General features: G+C 73.3%; 17 protein-coding genes. 7 read left to right on the top strand and 10 right to left on the bottom strand.

Features of this window, described 5'->3' with window-relative positions:
• Positions 1-270 precede the first annotated feature (270 nt).
• On the top strand, positions 271-888 hold the full coding sequence (locus tag AOM00_RS07965; protein ID WP_062517295.1) for a GyrI-like domain-containing protein: 618 nt from the start codon (positions 271-273) through the stop codon (positions 886-888).
• 6 nt (positions 889-894) lie between these two features.
• Here the strand turns inward: AOM00_RS07965 and moaA are convergent, their stop codons facing one another.
• From moaA to AOM00_RS07925, 8 genes are all read right to left on the bottom strand, one after another.
• Positions 895-1,905 (bottom strand): GTP 3',8-cyclase MoaA, encoded by a 1,011-nt coding sequence (gene moaA, locus AOM00_RS07960; protein ID WP_062517294.1) that lies wholly within the window; start codon positions 1,903-1,905, stop codon positions 895-897.
• Positions 1,902-2,321 carry a molybdenum cofactor biosynthesis protein MoaE gene (locus AOM00_RS07955; RefSeq protein WP_062517293.1) on the bottom strand — a complete coding sequence of 140 codons (420 nt, stop codon included), beginning with the start codon at positions 2,319-2,321 and terminating at the stop codon, positions 1,902-1,904. The genes moaA and AOM00_RS07955 overlap by 4 nt, the downstream gene beginning before the upstream one ends.
• Entirely contained in the window at positions 2,321-2,818 is a 498-nt protein-coding gene (locus tag AOM00_RS07950; RefSeq protein WP_062517292.1) for a MogA/MoaB family molybdenum cofactor biosynthesis protein, read from the bottom strand. The genes AOM00_RS07955 and AOM00_RS07950 overlap by 1 nt, the downstream gene beginning before the upstream one ends.
• Positions 2,819-2,899: 81 nt before the next feature.
• Entirely contained in the window at positions 2,900-3,922 is a 1,023-nt protein-coding gene (locus tag AOM00_RS07945) for an ABC transporter ATP-binding protein (protein ID WP_062517291.1), read from the bottom strand.
• Positions 3,919-4,698, bottom strand: a complete 780-nt coding sequence (locus AOM00_RS15435; RefSeq protein WP_062517290.1) for an ABC transporter permease — start codon at positions 4,696-4,698, stop codon at positions 3,919-3,921. The genes AOM00_RS07945 and AOM00_RS15435 overlap by 4 nt, the downstream gene beginning before the upstream one ends.
• Positions 4,695-5,456, bottom strand: a complete 762-nt coding sequence (modA, locus tag AOM00_RS15430) for a molybdate ABC transporter substrate-binding protein (protein ID WP_062517289.1) — start codon at positions 5,454-5,456, stop codon at positions 4,695-4,697. Before modA ends, AOM00_RS15435 begins: the two co-directional genes overlap by 4 nt.
• Positions 5,453-5,854: a TOBE domain-containing protein gene (locus AOM00_RS07930; protein WP_062517288.1), complete on the bottom strand. Its 402-nt coding sequence runs from the start codon at positions 5,852-5,854 to the stop codon at positions 5,453-5,455. The genes modA and AOM00_RS07930 overlap by 4 nt, the downstream gene beginning before the upstream one ends.
• A gap of 40 nt (positions 5,855-5,894) precedes the next feature.
• Positions 5,895-6,428, bottom strand: coding sequence for a PH domain-containing protein (locus AOM00_RS07925; RefSeq protein ID WP_062517287.1), 534 nt, complete (start codon positions 6,426-6,428; stop codon positions 5,895-5,897).
• A 103-nt stretch (positions 6,429-6,531) separates the two neighbouring features.
• On the opposite strand from AOM00_RS07925, the gene AOM00_RS07920 reads away from it, so the two are divergent.
• The 3 genes from AOM00_RS07920 to AOM00_RS07910 are packed head-to-tail and all read left to right on the top strand — an operon-like array spanning position 6,532 to position 9,886.
• Complete coding sequence (locus AOM00_RS07920) at positions 6,532-8,136, top strand: circularly permuted type 2 ATP-grasp protein (RefSeq protein ID WP_062517286.1); 1,605 nt, start codon at positions 6,532-6,534, stop codon at positions 8,134-8,136.
• A complete protein-coding gene (locus AOM00_RS07915; RefSeq protein ID WP_062517285.1) occupies positions 8,130-9,053 on the top strand; it encodes an alpha-E domain-containing protein in 924 nt (307 codons plus the stop codon). Before AOM00_RS07920 ends, AOM00_RS07915 begins: the two co-directional genes overlap by 7 nt.
• Complete coding sequence (locus tag AOM00_RS07910) at positions 9,050-9,886, top strand: transglutaminase family protein (RefSeq protein WP_062517284.1); 837 nt, start codon at positions 9,050-9,052, stop codon at positions 9,884-9,886. The genes AOM00_RS07915 and AOM00_RS07910 overlap by 4 nt, the downstream gene beginning before the upstream one ends.
• 3 nt (positions 9,887-9,889) lie before the next feature.
• Here the strand turns inward: AOM00_RS07910 and AOM00_RS07905 are convergent, their stop codons facing one another.
• Entirely contained in the window at positions 9,890-11,734 is a 1,845-nt protein-coding gene (locus AOM00_RS07905; RefSeq protein ID WP_062517283.1) for a D-alanyl-D-alanine carboxypeptidase family protein, read from the bottom strand.
• A gap of 96 nt (positions 11,735-11,830) precedes the next feature.
• Positions 11,831-12,610, bottom strand: coding sequence for a CAP domain-containing protein (locus tag AOM00_RS07900; protein ID WP_062517282.1), 780 nt, complete (start codon positions 12,608-12,610; stop codon positions 11,831-11,833).
• Between the two features lie 218 nt (positions 12,611-12,828).
• Here AOM00_RS07900 and leuS point away from each other — a divergent pair, with 218 nt between their 5' ends.
• The 3 genes from leuS to AOM00_RS07885 form a co-directional block, all read left to right on the top strand.
• Positions 12,829-15,330 (top strand): leucine--tRNA ligase, encoded by a 2,502-nt coding sequence (gene leuS, locus AOM00_RS07895; protein WP_062517281.1) that lies wholly within the window; start codon positions 12,829-12,831, stop codon positions 15,328-15,330.
• 34 nt (positions 15,331-15,364) lie between these two features.
• Positions 15,365-16,213 (top strand): DegV family protein, encoded by an 849-nt coding sequence (locus AOM00_RS07890; protein ID WP_062517280.1) that lies wholly within the window; start codon positions 15,365-15,367, stop codon positions 16,211-16,213.
• Positions 16,214-16,346: 133 nt separating this feature from the next.
• Positions 16,347-16,686, top strand: a 340-nt coding sequence (locus AOM00_RS07885) for a hypothetical protein (protein WP_439644919.1), incomplete at its 3' end; no start/stop codon positions are given.

Genomic DNA, 16,686 nt, shown 5'->3' with positions numbered 1-16,686 from the left:
GGGGAAAAACTCGCGGTTCTCTGGGCTGGGGACATCGCTACCCTGGGCCTTGGGCCTTGGGCCTTGGGCCTTGGGCCTTGGGCCTTGGGCCCTGGGCCCTGCGGCCTGCGGCCTGCGGCCCGCGGCCCGCGGCCGGCCGCTCAGCCTCTCGTGGCCGTCGAGCTCCTCGCTGTCGCGCGCCGGGCGCATCGTCCCAGGCGAGGCGTCGTCCTTCCGGAAGGGTCGGCTGTCCCGAGCGCAACCGCGGACGTCCGTGGCAGAGTCGTACGTATGCCCGACAAGGTCGACCTCAAGAAGACGCTCGACTCCTACCGGGCCAAGCGCGACGTGATCCGCGAGCTCACCGTGGAGCGCACTCGCTACCTCATGGTCGACGGCCACGGCGACCCGAACACGTCGGACGCCTTCTCGCGGGCGATCGAGGCGATCTTCCCCGTCGCCTACAAGGCGAAGTTCGCATCCAAGCAGGAGCTGGGCCGCGACTACGTCGTGATGCCCCTCGAGGGCCTGTGGAGCGCACCCGACATGACCGCGTTCACCTCGCGCCGCGACAAGTCCGCGTGGGATTGGACGCTCATGATCCTCCAGCCCGACTGGGTGGACGATGCGCTGATCGAGCGGGCGATCACGGCGGCGGGGGCGAAGGACGCCCCGGCGCGCCTCGACGATGTCCGCGTCGAGGCGCTCGAGGAGGGGCGCTGCCTGCAGACGCTCCACCTCGGCTCGTTCGACGATGAGGGCCCGGTCCTGGAGCGCATGCACGCGCAGATCGCCGACCAGGGGCTCGCCATGGCCGGCCGGCACCACGAGATCTACCTCAGCGACTTCCGCAAGGTGGCACCCGAGAGGCTCCGCACGATCCTCCGCCAGCCGGTTGCGCCGGCGTAGCCGCGCTCAGCCCCCGATCGCGCTCATGGGCCGGGAGGGCTGCACGAAGGAAGGGTCGTCGATCCCGTGGCCCGGCTTCTTGAGCGCGACGCACGCCTGCATCGCGGACGCGAGCCGCGCATCGTCCGCCCCGTCGCGCAGCAGCGACCGCAGGTCGGACTCGTCGTGCGCGAAGAGGCAGTTGCGGAACTGTCCGTCGGCGGTGAGCCGCACGCGGTCGCACCTGTCGCAGAACGCGCGCGTCACCGAGGCGATGACGCCGACCGTCGCGGAGGTCCCGGCGATGCGGAACAGCGAGGCAGGCGCCGCGCCGTCATGCCCAAGCGGCTCGAGGGCGTAGCGCGCGGACACCGCGGCGAGGATCTCCTCGCCCGTCACCATCTCCTCGCGGCGCCACGTGTGGCCCCCGTCGAGGGGCATGTGCTCGATGAAGCGCATCTCGAGGCCTCGCTCCACGGCGAACGAGACCAGATCCGCGATCTCGTCGTCGTTGACCCCGCGCATGATCAGCGCGTTGAGCTTCACGGGCGCGAAGCCCACCGCCCGTGCGGCCTCGATCCCGGCCAGGGTGTCGGCGAGCCGGTCGCGGCGGGTGAGCTCGAGGAAGCGCCCGCGCTGGAGCGTGTCGAGCGAGATGTTGACGCGGTCGAGCCCGGCATCGCGCAGCGGGGCGGCGAGCGCGGGCAGCCGCAGCGCGTTCGTGGTGAGCGAGAGGTCCAACGGCCCGTCCGGCGTGGCGATCGACGCGAGCGCGGCCACCACGTCGACCACATCGGGCCGCAGCAGCGGCTCGCCTCCGGTGAGGCGCACCTCGCGCACGCCCAGCGAGACGGCGACGCGCGCGAGCCGCACCAGCTCGTCCGTCGAGAGCAGGGTCTGCGAGGCGAGCCACGGCACGCCGTCGGCCGGCATGCAGTAGGTGCAGCGCAGCGAGCACCTGTCGGTGAGCGAGATCCTCAGGTCGCGATGCACGCGCCCGAAGCGGTCGACCAGGCCCGGGGCCGCGGGCGCGGTCATGCGATCCCCACCCACGTGTGCGACCCGTCGGCGAGGACCTCGCGCTTCCACACCGGGACCTCCGCCTTGACGCGTTCGACCGCGTCCCGGCAGGCCGCGAAGGCCTCGGCACGATGCGCGGAGGCGGCCGCCGCGACGATCGCGGGCTCTCCCACGCCCAGGAGGCCCACGCGGTGCGTGAGCGCGAGCACGGCCCCGTGCGCAGCCTCCACCTCGGCGACGATGCGGGCAAGCACCGCGGCCGCGTCGGGATGCGCCGAGTACTCGAGCGCCACCACCTCGCCCTCGACCGAGGGGTCATGGTCGCGCACCAGCCCGACGAAGGTCGTGACGGCGCCGCGCGCCGGACCCGAGACGGCCGCGACGTGGGCGTCGAGCGAGAGCGGGTCGCCGGACACCGCGGCGATCGCGGGCATCAGTGGTCGCCCCCGTCGAGCTGCGCCACGGCGTGTGCGATGAGCCCAGGCAGCACCGCGAGCGCCGACTCGACCGCGCGGACGGAGCCGGGCAGGTTGATCACCAGCGCCGCGGGGGACCCCGTGGTGACGCCGGCGAGCCCGCGCGACAGCGCGACCGCGGGCGTGAGATGCGCGTCGCGCTGCCGCAGCAGCTCGGGGATCCCGGGGAGCTGCCGTCCCAGCAGGGCGCCGGTGGCCTCGGGGGTGACGTCGCGCGGCCCGATCCCGGTCCCGCCGGTGGTGAGCACCACGCGGGCGCCGGCGGAGACGGCGCCCGCCAGCGCGTGCCGGATCTCCTCGATCTGGTCGGGTACCAGGGACCTCATGACCTCGGCCCCGGCGGCCGCGAGGCGGTCAGCGAGCACGGGTCCGGTCGCGTCGTCCCGCGCGCCCGCAGCGGAGCGGTCGGACACGGTGATGACGGCGATGCTCACGCCGGCGAGGACGGGGGACATGCCGTCAGTGTACGAACCCGCTGTTTCGTCGCGATTGCGTCGCCCTGACACGTGCAGGTCCGGCGGAGTGAGCGCTTGCTCTCACAAGGCGTACGCGGGCAGCCCGCGCGGCACCCCGCACCAGATCCGCGTCCCCACCGCGAGCGTGGCCGCGAAGGCCGGGTCGACGTCCGCGGAGACCACGGCGCCGTGCGCGCGCACGTGGTCGCCGCGCGGCTCGAGCGTGACCACGTCCTCCATCACCCACGCATGCTCGCCGGCGCGCGCGGGCGAGTCGAGCGCGACCGGGATCGCCGCGGGATGCACCGCGATCGCCGCGCGCGATCCGGCGCCCGGACCTCCTGCGACGGGCACACTCGACCCGCCGTCGAGCGCGAGGCGTCCGCCGCGCATCGTGCCCTCGATCAGCACCCGACCTGCCATGCGCGCCGCGAAGCGTGTGCGCGGTCGCGCCAGCACGTCCGCGGCGGTCCCGTGCTCGACCACGCGGCCCGACTCCATCACGGCCACATCGTCCGCGAGCGTGTGGGCGTCGAGGGCGTCGTGCGTGGTGAGGACCGTGGTGACGTCCGCCAGGAGGGTGCGCAGGAGCGCACGGATGGACGATGCGGCCTCGACGTCGAGCCCCGCGAACGGCTCGTCGAGCAGCAGCACCCGCGGATCGGCGGCGAGCGCGCGGGCGATCGCGACGCGTCGCGCCTGACCGCCCGACAGCTCGCCCGGCCGACGTTCCGCGAGGTCCTCGCAGCCCACCCGCGCGAGCTGCTCGCGGGCGATCGCGATCGCGTCGCCCCGCCCGGCCGACCGCGGCCCGAACGCGACGTTGTCGAGCACGCTCATGGGGAACAGCGCATCGTCCTGCGACAGCAGCACCATGCCGCGCCGGCGGGCCGGCACCGCGGCGCGCCGCCGCGGCCCGGCGAGCTCCCGCCCATCGAGCGTGACGCTCGCGCGGTCGGGTCGGGTGACGTCGGCGAGCGCCTCGAGCACGGTCGACTTCCCGGCTCCGTTGGGCCCGAGCACCGCGAGCGTGCGGCCCGCGCCCACCGACACGGTCGCATCGACGCCCCTCGCGAGCACGGTGACGCGGGCCTCGAGCCTCATCGGAGGCCTCGCGTGGCCGCGGGCCGGTACGCGATCGCGACCACCGCGACCGCGACCACGAGCAGCACGAGCGACAAGGCCACGGCGGCATCCGGATCGGTCTCGCGCGCGAGGTAGATCTCGAGCGGCGCGGTCCTTGTCACGCCCGCGAGAGAGCCGGCGAACGTGAGCGTCGCCCCGAACTCCCCGAGGGCGCGGGCGAAGGCGAGCACCGCGCCGGTCGCGAGGGCGGGGCCCAGCGCCGGCAGCGTGATCCTCGCGAGGATCCGCGTGCGCGACGCGCCCAGCGTCGCGGCGATGGCCTCGCGCCTCTCGCCGTGCGCGGCGAGCGCGGACTCGATCGACACCACCATGAACGGCATCGCCACGAACGTCTGGGCGAGCACCACCGCCGCCGTCGTGTACGCCACGGAGATACCGGCGTCCTCCAGCGGCGCCCCGATGAGCCCGCGACGCCCGAACGCGTAGAGGAGCGCGAGGCCGCCGACCACGGGCGGCAGCACCAGCGGCGCGAGCAGCACGGCGCGCAGCCCGGCGCGGACGCGGCCGTGCACCGCTCGCAGCGCGAAGCCGAGCGGCACCCCCAGCACGATGACGAGCAGGGTCGACGCGACCGCGGTGCGCAGGCTCAGCGCGAGGGCCTCGAGCGACTCCGGTGCCGTGATGAGCGTCCACAGCTCGCCCCAGCTCGCGCGCGCCATGAGCCCCACCAGCGGCGCGGCGACCAGGAGGGCCCCGAGCAGCGCGAGCGGCACCAGCCAGCGAGGCCCGCTCACGGCGTCCCGAACCCTGCGTCGGAGAGCGCCTTGCGCGCCGCCTGCGCGGACAGGTGGTCGACGAAGGCCGCAGCGAGCTCGGGCTCCGCCGCGCCCGCCATCGCGGCGGCGGGGTAGCGGTTGACCACGGCCTCGGCACCCTCGATCGGCACGGCCTCGACGCCCTCGGCCCGCGCGACGTCGGTGACGTAGACGATGCCCGCGTCGGCCTGGCCGGACGCGACCTTGCCCAGGACATCGGTGACGCTCGCCTCCTCCGAGGCGGGGGAGAGCGTCACGCCGGCGCGCGCGGCGACGGTCGCGGTCGCCGCGCCGCACGGCACCTGGGGCGCGCAGATCACGGAGACGATGCCTGGCGCGGCGAACGAGGCGAGATCCTCGATCCCCATCGGGTCGCCCTCGGGCACCACGATCGTGAGCGTGTTGGTCGCGAAGACCGCGGGCGTCCCGGCGACCAGGTCCGCGACCTTGTCCATGTTCGCCTCGTCGGCGGAGGCGAACACGTCCGCCGGCGCCCCCTCGAGGATCTGTGCCGCGAGGTCCGAGGACCCGGCGTAGGAGGTGACCACGTCGACGCCGGGATGCTCGTTCTCGAAGTCGGCCGCGATGGGCTCGAGCACATCCGCGAGCGAGGCGGCGGCGAGCACGGTGAGGGTGCGGTCGCCGGCGGCGGCGTCCGTCTCGGGGGCGCATGCGGCGAGCGACAGCGCGCATGCCGCGGCCAACGCGGCGGAGGCGGCGGAGGCGAGCCCCCTCATGCGCGTGCCGTGGGGGTCTCGACGATGACCGTGGTGGCCTTGACCACGGCCGTCGCCACCGAGCCGGGCTCGAGGCCCAGCTCGCGCGCGGCCTCGGCGCTCATGAGCGACACCACGCGGTGCCTGCCGCACTGGAGGTCCACCTGCGCCATCACCCCGTCGACGAGCACGCGCGTGACGATCCCGGTGAAGCGGTTGCGCGCCGAGCGGACGACGTCGGTCGGGTCGTCGGGTGCGCTCGCGCGCGCCGCGTAGGCGGCCACGTCCACGCCGTCGACCACGGTGCGGCCCGCATCGTCCCGCGAGGTGGGGACCTGCTCGGCCTCGATCCAACGGCGGATGGTGTCGTCGCTGACGCCGACGAGCGCGGCGGCCTCGGAGATACGCAGATGCGGCATGTGGCCGAGGCTAACGCCGCAGATGCGGCGCGACAAGGGATCAGGCGGTGCGGGTGCCCCGGGGCTCGTCATCGCCGTCGAGCTCGTCGAGCAGCTCGTGGTACAGCAGCGCATGGACCTTCTCGACGTCCGGGATGTCGTCGAACTCGAGGGGGTCGTCGGACGCCGACTCGATGATGAGCGTGCCGGTGCGGAACATGCGGTCGATCAGGCCGTGGCGGAACTGCACCGTGTTGACGCGTGCGAGCGGGATGTCGATCCCGGACTTGGTGAGCACCCCCGTGCGGAAGATGACCCGACGGTCCGTGATGACGAAGTGCGTGGTGGACCAGCGGATGAAAGGTGCCGCCGCGAACCAGCCGATGAGGACGGCCGCGATCACGCCCGCCGCGACGCCGATGCTCGTCTCCGCGAGGTCCGCGTAGTCGACCGATGCGACCCACCACCAGGCGAGGCCGATCACCGCGATCCCGACGATCGCGGACAGCACGGCGCCGATGAGCGCCTTCCAGTGGGGGCGGGCGTCGACGACGATCTCCTCGTCGGGGGCCAGCAGGTTGCGCGGGTAGGCCATGGCGCGAACGTAGCAGGCGCGGGGGCGTCCGCGACAGAGCCGTGATCGCGACCGGACACGTGTCCGTGACCCTTGGGAAACATGCCCTCGCTATGGTGACGTTATGACCGCCGATCAGCACACACCGTGGACCGGCTACCAGCCGGTTCAGGCGTGGGACGAGGCCGTCGATCTCGACGGCAAGGTGCGCGACCCCTACCGGCGCGTGTACACCGAGATCGACCGCATGTCGGGCGACGACCTCTACTCGAGGGCGGAGGCGCTCGCGTCGACCTACCTCGCGCAGGGCGTCACGTTCGACCATGCGGGCGAGGAGCGGCCCTTCCCTCTCGACATCGTCCCGCGCGTGGTCGGTGGCGAGGAGTGGGACATCATCTCCCCGGGTGTCGCGCAGCGCGTGCGGACGCTCGAGGCCTTCCTCGCGGATGTGTACGGCTCGCAGCACTGCGTCAACGACGGCCTGGTGCCGCGTCGTCTCATCGCGACCTCGCAGTACTTCTACCGCTCGGCCGCCGGCATCGACCCGGCGAACGGGGTGCGGGCCCACGTGTCCGGCATCGACCTGGTGCGCGATCAGCACGGCATCTGGCGCGTGCTCGAGGACAACGTGCGTGTGCCGTCCGGCGTGAGCTACGTCCTGTCGAACCGTCGCGCGATGTCGCAGATGTTCCCCGACATGTTCGGTGCGATGGGCGTGCGGCCCGTGCTCGAGTACTCGCAGCGCCTGCGCGCCGCCTTGACACGATGCGCGCCCGGGGACATCGACGACCCCACCATCGTGGTGCTCACGCCGGGCGTGTTCAACAGCGCGTACTACGAGCACTCGCTGCTCGCGCGGACCATGGGCGTCGAGCTCGTCGAGGGCCGCGACCTGGAGACCCACAACGGGCGCGTCTACATGCGCACCACCGCGGGACGCCGGCGCGTCGACGTCATCTACCGCCGCGTCGACGACGACTACCTGGACCCGGTGGCCTTCCGCCCCGACTCCGCGCTGGGGGCGCCCGGTCTGGTCCACGCGGCTCGCCTGGGCAACGTCACCATCGCGAACGCGATCGGCAACGGCGTGGCGGACGACAAGCTGATCTACACCTACATGCCCGAGCTCACGCGCTACTACCTGGGGGAGGACCCGATCCTGCCCAACGTGGACACGTGGCGTCTCGAGGAGGAGGAGGCCCGCGAGGAGGTCATGGACCGCCTCGACGAGCTGGTGGTGAAGCCGGTCGACGGCGCGGGAGGCAAGGGGGTCATCATCGGGCCCAAGGCCTCGCGCTCCGAGCTCGACGAGGCCCGTGCCCGCATCCTCGAGGACCCCCGCGGCTGGATCGCGCAGCCCGTCGTCCAGCTCAGCACGGTGCCGACGCTGACCGACGACGGCCTCGAGCCGCGCCACGTGGACCTGCGTCCCTTCGCGATCAACGACGGCGACGACGTCTGGGTGCTGCCCGGCGGCCTCACCCGCGTCGCCCTCGCGCGCGGCCAGCTCATCGTCAACTCGTCGCAGGGCGGCGGCTCCAAGGACACGTGGGTGCTCGGCGGCGAACGCCAGCGCGGCCGCTCCACGCCGCCCCCCGAGTCCCGCGTCGAGCTCGGCGGCATCGCCGCCGTGCCGCAGGCCGCGCACCCCGACGACATCGAGCACGGCCAGCAGCAGCAACAGCAGCAGCAGCAGGGCGAGCCCCGGCAGGGAGGGACGGCATGCTGAGCCGCATCGCGGAGTCGCTGTTCTGGATCGGCCGCTACGTCGAGCGTGCGGACAACACCGCGCGCCTGCTCGACGTGCACCTCAACGTGCTGCTCGAGGACCCGTGGGTCGACGAGCCGAGCGCGAACGGCTCGCTGCTGTCGGTGATGAACTGCGAGTTCGAGACGCCGGTGTCGCGACGCGACGTCCTGCAGACCCTCGCGTTCGACCCCGAGCAGTCCTCGTCGATCGCGTGGACGCTCGGAGCGGCGCGCGAGAACGCACGCCGGGCGCGTGAGGTGATCTCCACCGAGGTGTGGGAGTCGCTCAACATGACGCGCAACCAGCTCCCGCGGTGGACCTCCGCGGCTCGCCCGCACGAGTTCTTCGTGTGGGTGCGCGAGCGCGCGGCGGTGGTGTGGGGCCTGCACTCGGCCACCACGTCGCGCGACGACGCCTGGCACTTCATGGAGCTGGGGCGCTCGCTCGAGCGCGCGGACATGATCGCCCGCCTTCTCATGACGCGGCACTTCGAGGGCACCACGGGCCCCAACTGGACCACCCTGCTGCGCTCGTGCAGCGCGCACGAGGCGTACCTGCGCACGGTCCGCGCGCTGGTGACCGAGGAGCGCGCCGCGGAGTTCCTCCTGGTGGATCGCCTGTTCCCGCGCTCGATCGCGTACAACCTCCAGAAGGCGGAGGACACCCTGGGCCGCATCGAGGGCGCCTCGAACTCGCGGGCGCTCTCCGACCGCGCGCGGCTCGCGCTCGGTCGCGCGCGCACCAACCTCGAGTACCGCGATGTGAGGGACGTCCTCGACGACCTCCCGGGGCAGATGCGCGAGGTGCAGAGCGCCTGCGCGACCGCCTCGGACCTCATCCGTGACCGCTACTTCCTGCCGGCGTCGACCGTGCTGTGGAACCAGGAGGCGCTGTGAGCACCCTGCGTGTCGAGCATCGGACCGCGTTCACCTACGCGAGCCCGATCGTCTCCTCCTACAACGAGGCGCGCCTCACGCCTGCGTGGCTCCCGCGCCAGCGCGTGCTCGAGTCCCGCGTCGAGGTCTCGCCCGTGACGTGGCGCTCGTCCTACCGCGACTACTGGGAGGCGACGGTCAACGTCTTCGAGGTGCTCCAGCCGCATGAGGAGCTCACCGTGGTCGGCTCGAGCCTGGTCGAGGTCGCGAGCGTGCCCGCGCGCGAGGAGCGCGCGACGTGGGACACCCTCACGGGCCCGCGCTTCCAGGACCTCCTGAGCGAGTACCTGGGCCTCAGCGACGTCACCGAACCCACCGAGGAGCTGGCGGAGTTCGCACGCGAGGCGGCCGGGCGTGATCAGCCGGATGCCACCGCGCGCGCGATCTGCGACCACGTCTACGACCAGATGAAGTACGTGCCCGGCGCGACCACCGTCCACACCCCGGCGCGCGACGCGTGGGCGGCGCGGTCGGGCGTGTGCCAGGACTTCGCGCACCTCGCGATCGGCGCGCTGCGTACGGTCGGGATCCCTGCGCGTTACGTCTCGGGCTACCTGCACCCCAAGCGCGACGCGGAGATCGGCGAGACCGTCTCGGGAGAGTCGCACGCATGGGTCGAGTGGTGGACCGGCGACTGGTACGGATTCGACCCCACCAACGACCGCGAGGTGGGCGACCACCACGTGATCGTCGCGCGCGCGAGGGAGTACACGGACGTGCCCCCGCTCACGGGCGTGGTCGCGGGGTCGACCACGGCGCTGGACGTGACGGTCAAGGTCACCCAGGTCGAGTAGCCGCTACGCGTCGTCGCCGTGCTCGGCGGCGCTCTCCAGGTGCTCGAGGTGCCAGGGCTCGGGCTTCGCGCCGCCGGGGCCCGCCCACGCGGGGAGGTGCCATCCGTACGCGGGCGCCTGCGAGACGAGCCACGCGTAGGCCGCGCCGCCGTAGCCGCCCGGCAGGCCGGACTCGTCGAGGTCGATCGCCTCGCCCCATCCGTGGTTCGACGTGCCAGGTGTCGCGGCGAGCCGCCCCTTGCTCGCGCGGGCCGCGTACTGGCCCGCGAGGTCGCGGTACCCGGACCCGACGGGCACGTGGATGCCGAACCGCTCGTGGAACGCGTCGTCGAGGCGCCCGAGATCGGCGGCCGCGCCGCACTCGAGCAGGACGGCGCCCTTCCAGGGCAGCGCGCACAGCGCCGAGGCCGGGATCTCTCCGTTCGCGTAGACCTCCGAGAGGGTTGCGGCGGTGGTGCCCGTGGTCGCGAGGTCAGGAGCCACGGAGGTGTCGCGCGCGAGGTAGTCGAGAGAGGCCCACAGCGGGTCGCCGTCGTCGAGGACCTGCACCCATCCGTCGCCCGTGACCGCGCCCGTGGTCTCCAGCTCGTCGTCCTGCGAGGCCCACGAGACCACCTGGGCCTCGAGCGACGGCCCGGCGCGCAGGTTGAGGGTGTCCGCGCCGTCGACCACCACCGTGACGGGGGTGACCAGCCGAGTGCCGTCGCCCGGCCCCGAGAAGGTCACGCCGGCCTCGACCGCGCGGTGGAGCATCGCCGCCACCGCGCCCTTGGTGAGGGGCTCGTCCGCGCGGAACTCGCGGCCCTCGGCACCGTCCCAGCCGACGGCGGCGACGCGGCTCGCGAGCCAGGCCGCGGCATCGTCCAGGCGGGTGCCGGCCTCGACGTCGACGTATGGGTCCGCGTGGCCTCCCTTCGGCAGCCCCGCGAAGCGATGCAGCATGCGCGCCGCCGCCCCGCGCGTCAGGGGCTCGTCCGGATGGAACTCCCGGGTGCCGTCCTCAGTCGAGCCGGACGCGATGCCCTGCGCCGCGACCCACGCGATCTCCGCCGCATGCTCCGTGTCCTGGGCCTGCGCATCCGTGAACACGCTCACCGCCGGCACGCCGTCGGCAGGCGATCCGGCAAGGCGGTAGAGGTAGGCCGCGAACTCGCCTCGCGTCAGCGTCGCGTCGGGATCGAACGCGACCTCGCCCGCATCGTCCGGGGCGCCCGTCGCGATCCCCTCACGTCCCAGCCACGCGATGTCCGCGGCGAAGGCCGAGTAGTCCGCCGCGCCCAGGGTGCCCGAGACGTCGGAGAATCGCGTCGGCTTCAGCGGTGCGGGACCCGTGGCCATGAGCACGTCGGCGGTCGGGTCGTACGGGGTGAGCGACGGCTCCGAGGCCGCGACGCTCGGCGCCGTGCCGGACGGCGCCGTGGGCGTCTCCGCGGGTGCGGGATCGGGCGTCGGCGCCGGATCCGGCGCGGTCGAGGCCCGCGGCTCGGGCGAGGCCTGCGGCGAGGCGTCGGGCGAGGGCTCGGCGTCGGGGGAGGGGGCCGGCGCCCCGGTCGCGGTCGGCTGGGATGTCGGCTTCGGGGTGGCGGCCGGCTCGGGCTCGGGCGCCGCGGTCTGCTCGGGCTCGGTCGTGGGCTCGGGCGCGGCGGTCTCCTCGGCGGTCTCCTCGGCCGCCGTGTCCTCCACACCCGTCGCCGCTCCCGCCGACTCCTGGGTCGGCGAGGGGCCAGGCGAGGCGTCCGCGGCCGAGGCCGGTGCCCCCGTCGTCGTCGCGAGCGCGAGACCGAGCGCTGCGGTACCGAGGCCGAGGGTGACGCGGCGAGCGAGACCCTCGGGACGAGCGGGCTCCATCGGCGGCCTCCCTCCGCGGTTGGCGACTCCTCGTCCATGGTGCCACGGGCACCCGGACACGTCGCGGGGGAGAGGAGGGGAGCGCGCCGACGCGGGTCAGCTCACCAGCTTGGTGCCGCTCTTGCGCCGCTGGTCCATGAACCCCGACTTCTTGGCGGTGATCCGCACCCGGATCTTGTGGCCCTTGTCCGCCTTGGTGACCTTGTACGTCGCGGAAGTCGCCCCGTCGATCTTCTGGCCGTCGCGGAGCCACTGGTAGCGGAACGAGGTCGGTCGCGGCGACCACTTCCATGCGCGGGTCTTGGCCGTCAGGATCTTGCCCGGCGCGGCGGTGCCCTGAATCCAGGGGCTCGGCGAGGACTTGTAGGTGCCGTCGTACTTGGCGAAGTTCTGGGTGGCCCACACGCAGTCGCGGCTCGAGTCGTAGACGATGCCCACGCCGAGGTCCGAGTAGTTGCCGCTGATGTTGGCCTCATGCCCCGCGGACTTGAGCCAGGCGGTCATGACGGTCGACGCGTTCGCCTTCGCGCCCCCGTAGCCGCACGCCATGCCCACGTTCTCACCCGAGCGCACGGTCTGGCCGGGGATCTCGGTCGCGAAGCTCGGGTTGTGCGCGAGCGTCCGCGTGGACTTCATGTGCTGGCTCCAGTCCTCCGACACCGTCGCGATCCGCGTGCGCACGGCGAGGGGCTTGAGCCCTTGCTCGGTGCGGTGCGCGTTGGTCTTGTCGATGACGAGCTGCAGCGGGTCGGTGGCGGCGTCGGCCGGTCCGGCGGGGACCACGGCCGTCGCCGCGAAGGCGATGGCGGTCGCGAGGGCGAGGAGCCCCGCGAGGGCGAGGGGTCGGCGGGCGGGGACGGGGGTGACGGGTCGCATCGGGGGTCCTCCTGCGGTGCGGCGGGCACGGTTTCCCCGCGTAGGGGAGATATCGGCACATTTCTCCCATGGATCAAGCCCTGAGTGGGGGGAACGTGATCCACGTCACACTGCGGGCCCCGGCGCGTCCCGGCGACGCGGACGCGGACCTGGTGCCCCCGTAGGCCGTCAGGGGCGGCGCGCACCTGTCGCGCATCGTCGCTCGGTAGAATCCTCGGGTGACCGAGACGTTTGAGACCGAGGCTGCCCGCTACGACTTCCGATCCATCGAGGACCGGTGGCTCCCCGTGTGGGAGGAGCGCCAGCCCTTCCGTTCGGGTCGTGAGGACGATGCGCGCCCCACCAAGTACGTGCTCGACATGTTCCCGTACCCCTCCGGCGACCTTCACATGGGTCACGCCGAGGCGTATGCGCTGGGCGACGTCATCTCCCGCCACTGGGTGCAGAAGGGCTTCAACGTCCTCCACCCGATCGGCTGGGACTCGTTCGGCCTGCCTGCGGAGAACGCCGCGATCAAGCGTGGCGTGGACCCGGCCGGCTGGACCGAGGACAACATCGCCCAGCAGCTCACCTCGATGAAGCGCTACGCGTGCTCCTTCGACTGGGACCGCGTGCTGATGACGCACCGCCCCGAGTACTACCGCTGGAACCAGTGGATCTTCACGCGCATGTTCGAGCGCGGTCTCGCGTACCGCAAGCACTCCAACGTCAACTGGTGCCCCAAGGACCAGACCGTGCTCGCGAACGAGCAGGTGGTGGGCGGCCTGTGCGAGCGTTGCGACACCCCGGTCACCAAGAAGAAGCTCAACCAGTGGTACTTCAAGGTCACGGAGTACGCGGACGAGCTGCTCGACGGCCTCGAGACCCTGCGCGGCTCCTGGCCGTCGAAGGTGATCGCGATGCAGCGCAACTGGATCGGCCGCTCCTCGGGCGCCGACGTGTCCTTCACCATCGAGGGCCGCGAGCAGCCCATCGACATCTACACCACCCGGCCCGACACCCTGTACGGTGCGACCTTCATGGTGGTCGCGGCCGACTCCGACCTGGCCGCCGAGCTCGCCGAGGGCGCGGACGCCGCCACCCAGGAGGCCTTCGCCGCCTACGTCGAGAAGGTCAAGGGCGAGAACGAGATCGACCGCCTCGCGACCGACCGCCCCAAGACCGGCGTGTTCCTGCAGCGCTACGGCATCAACCCCGTCAACGGCGAGCGCCTGCCCATCTGGGCCTCCGACTACGTGCTCGCGGACTACGGCCACGGCGCGATCATGGCCGTGCCCGCGCACGACCAGCGCGACCTCGACTTCGCCCGCGCGATGGACCTCCCCGTGCGTGTGGTCCTGGACTGCGTGGACGATGCGGGGGAGCCCTTCGGCGACCCGGTCGAGACCGGCATCGCCGCCACGGGCGACGGCACGCTCGTCAACTCGGGCTCGCTCGACGGCCTCGCGAAGACCGAGGCGATCGCCGCCATCGTCGCGGAGCTGTCCGCGGCCGGCACCGGCGACGCGGCGACCAACTACCGCCTGCGCGACTGGCTCATCTCCCGCCAGCGCTACTGGGGCACCCCGATCCCGATCATCCACTGCGAGACGTGCGGCGAGGTCCCCGTCCCCGACGACCAGCTGCCCGTCACGCTGCCCGCCGCCGAGGGGCTGGACCTCAAGCCCAAGGGCCAGTCGCCCCTCGCAGCGGCGACGGACTGGGTCAACACGACGTGCCCGTCGTGCGGCGGCGCGGCCCTGCGCGACACCGACACGATGGACACCTTCGTGGACTCGTCGTGGTACTTCCTGCGCTACCTCGACCCGGCCAAGACCGACGGCCCGTTCGATGTGCTCGACGCGAAGCGCTGGGCGCCCGTCGACCAGTACGTCGGCGGCGTCACCCACGCGATCCTTCACCTCCTGTACTCGCGCTTCTTCACCAAGGCGCTGCGGGACATGGGGATGCTCGACTTCGGCGAGCCGTTCTCCGCGCTGCTCAACCAGGGCATGGTGCAGATGGACGGCTCCGCGATGTCGAAGTCGCGCGGCAACCTGGTGCGCCTGTCCGAGCAGCTCGACGAGTTCGGCGTCGACGCGGTGCGCCTCACCATGGCCTTCGCCGGCCCGCCGGAGGACGACATCGACTGGGCGGACGTCTCGCCCGCGGGTTCGGCCAAGTTCCTCGCCCGCGCGTGGCGCCTCGCCCGCGACGTCGAGTCGGAGCCGGGCGTCGACCCCGCCGCCGGCGACCAGGCGCTCCGCGCGATCACGCACCGCACGCTGCATGACGCTCAGGAGCTGGTCGAGGGCTTCAAGTTCAACGTGGTCGTCGCCCGCACCATGGAGCTGGTGAACGCCACCCGCAAGGTGATCGACTCGGGCGCCGGCGCGTCCGACCCTGCGGTCCGTGAGGCCGCCGAGGTCGTGTCGATCCTGCTGAGCCTCTTCGCGCCCTACGCGGCGGAGGACATGTGGTCGATGCTCGGCCACGAGGACGTCGCGCTGGCGACGTACCCGAAGGTCGAGGAGTCGCTGCTGGTCGAGGAGACCGTCACGTGCATCGTCCAGGTCATGGGCAAGGTGCGCGACCGCCTCGAGGTGCCCCCGGGCATCGGCCAGGACGAGCTGCGCGAGCTCGCGCTCGCGTCCGACGGCGCGAAGCGTGCCATCGGCGACGCGGGGATCCGCACGGTCATCGTCAAGGCGCCGCGCCTGGTCAACATCGTCACGGCGTGACCGCGGCGAGGTGCGGCCTCGCTAAGGTGACGCCATGACCGTCGCCGTCATCGCCGACTCCGCGGCATCCCTGCCGCCCGCGCTCGCCGCGCGGTGGGGGATCGCCGTGGTCCCGCTCCAGGTGGTCGTCGGCGACGACTCCTGGGCCGAGGGCGTCGGCATCGGGCACGACGACGTGGTGGCGCGCCTCCGCGCGGGCGAGGACCTCACCACGTCGCAGCCCACGGCGGCCGCCTTCGACGAGGCGATCGCCGCGGCGGTCGCGGACGGCGCCGAGGGCATCGTCCTGCTGACCCTCGCGGGCACGCTGTCAGGGACGGCGCAGGCGGCACGCGCCGCCGCCGAGCGGTCGCGGGTCCGCGTCGAGGTCGTCGATACCCGCACCGTCGCGATGGCGATGGGGTTCGCGGCGATCGCCGCGGCGCAGGCCGCGCTCGCGGGAGGCTCGGTGGCTCGTGTCGCCGATGCCGCCCGGACCGCGGCCGCGACGGCACGCTGCGTGTTCTCGGTCGAGTCGCTCGACCACCTGCGTCGGGGTGGGCGCATCGGCCCCGCGGTCGCCGCGGTGGGGAGGGTGCTCGGCATCCGGCCCGTGCTCGAGGTGGTCGACGGCGAGGTGATCGTCGCATCGCGTGCGCGCAGCCTCGCCCGCGCGCGCGCCGCGCTGCACGCCACCGTCGACGAGGCGGTGGCGCGCTGCTCGCGTCCCGCGGTCGCCGTCATGGGCGTGGGTGCGGACGATGCGGCGGTCGCGATGGCACGCGAGATCGAGGCGCGCCATCCTCAGGTCGCGCCCGTCGTGCTGGGGCAGGTGAGCGCGGTGCTCGCCGCGCATGCGGGGCCCGGCACGCTCTCCGCGGTCGTCTCCGACCTGCCCGGCTGATCCTCCGCCTCCGTGGCGCCGAGGCCGGTGCTCGCGTGCGAGGCGATGTGCCCATGCCGCCCGCGGCGCGATGCGCTCCCCAGGCCGCCGGTCCTCCCCGCTGGCGGGGCGCACCGGTGCCTAGCGTGCCCGCATGGAGCCCTCGCCCGCCGCCCGCGCCTCGTCACCCGAGGACGTGCCCGCGCCGGCGTCCGACGATGTGCGCGCACGGTGGTCCGAGGGCGTGCGCCGGGCGGCGGCGACCGCCTACGCCTCGAGCCACGGTGCGGAGCCGCCCGAGCCGCACCCGACGCGCTGGCGGCTCGATGCCCGCACCGCGGCGACGGCCGCGGCGGTGCTCGCGCTGCTCGGCGCCCTGGCGTGGTGGGGGCTGCGCGGCGCCGAGGTGACGGCGCTCGTGGCGACGGCGTCGCCCGCCGCGGCCGCCTCCCCGGCGGCCGCCACGGGGGTCGCCGCCACGGCTCAGGCGCCGC

Source organism: Demequina gelatinilytica (assembly GCF_000971115.1).
Classification (GTDB): domain Bacteria; phylum Actinomycetota; class Actinomycetes; order Actinomycetales; family Demequinaceae; genus Demequina; species Demequina gelatinilytica.
The sequence above is the reverse complement of the archived record's forward strand: the minus strand, read 5'-3'. Positions and strand labels throughout refer to the sequence as shown.

What these genes read in the sequence shown, in the direction of transcription:
- AOM00_RS07965 (WP_062517295.1), top strand. Translation starts at nt 271, where the DNA reads ATGCCCGACAAGGTCGACCTCAAGAAGACGCTCGACTCCTACCGGGCC.
- moaA (WP_062517294.1), bottom strand. Translation starts at nt 1,905, where the DNA reads ATGACCGCGCCCGCGGCCCCGGGCCTGGTCGACCGCTTCGGGCGCGTG.
- AOM00_RS07955 (WP_062517293.1), bottom strand. Translation starts at nt 2,321, where the DNA reads ATGCCCGCGATCGCCGCGGTGTCCGGCGACCCGCTCTCGCTCGACGCC.
- AOM00_RS07950 (WP_062517292.1), bottom strand. Translation starts at nt 2,818, where the DNA reads ATGTCCCCCGTCCTCGCCGGCGTGAGCATCGCCGTCATCACCGTGTCC.
- AOM00_RS07945 (WP_062517291.1), bottom strand. Translation starts at nt 3,922, where the DNA reads ATGAGGCTCGAGGCCCGCGTCACCGTGCTCGCGAGGGGCGTCGATGCG.
- modA (WP_062517289.1), bottom strand. Translation starts at nt 5,456, where the DNA reads ATGAGGGGGCTCGCCTCCGCCGCCTCCGCCGCGTTGGCCGCGGCATGC.
- AOM00_RS07930 (WP_062517288.1), bottom strand. Translation starts at nt 5,854, where the DNA reads ATGCCGCATCTGCGTATCTCCGAGGCCGCCGCGCTCGTCGGCGTCAGC.
- AOM00_RS07925 (WP_062517287.1), bottom strand. Translation starts at nt 6,428, where the DNA reads ATGGCCTACCCGCGCAACCTGCTGGCCCCCGACGAGGAGATCGTCGTC.
- AOM00_RS07920 (WP_062517286.1), top strand. Translation starts at nt 6,532, where the DNA reads ATGACCGCCGATCAGCACACACCGTGGACCGGCTACCAGCCGGTTCAG.
- AOM00_RS07915 (WP_062517285.1), top strand. Translation starts at nt 8,130, where the DNA reads ATGCTGAGCCGCATCGCGGAGTCGCTGTTCTGGATCGGCCGCTACGTC.
- AOM00_RS07905 (WP_062517283.1), bottom strand. Translation starts at nt 11,734, where the DNA reads ATGGAGCCCGCTCGTCCCGAGGGTCTCGCTCGCCGCGTCACCCTCGGC.
- AOM00_RS07900 (WP_062517282.1), bottom strand. Translation starts at nt 12,610, where the DNA reads ATGCGACCCGTCACCCCCGTCCCCGCCCGCCGACCCCTCGCCCTCGCG.
- AOM00_RS07890 (WP_062517280.1), top strand. Translation starts at nt 15,365, where the DNA reads ATGACCGTCGCCGTCATCGCCGACTCCGCGGCATCCCTGCCGCCCGCG.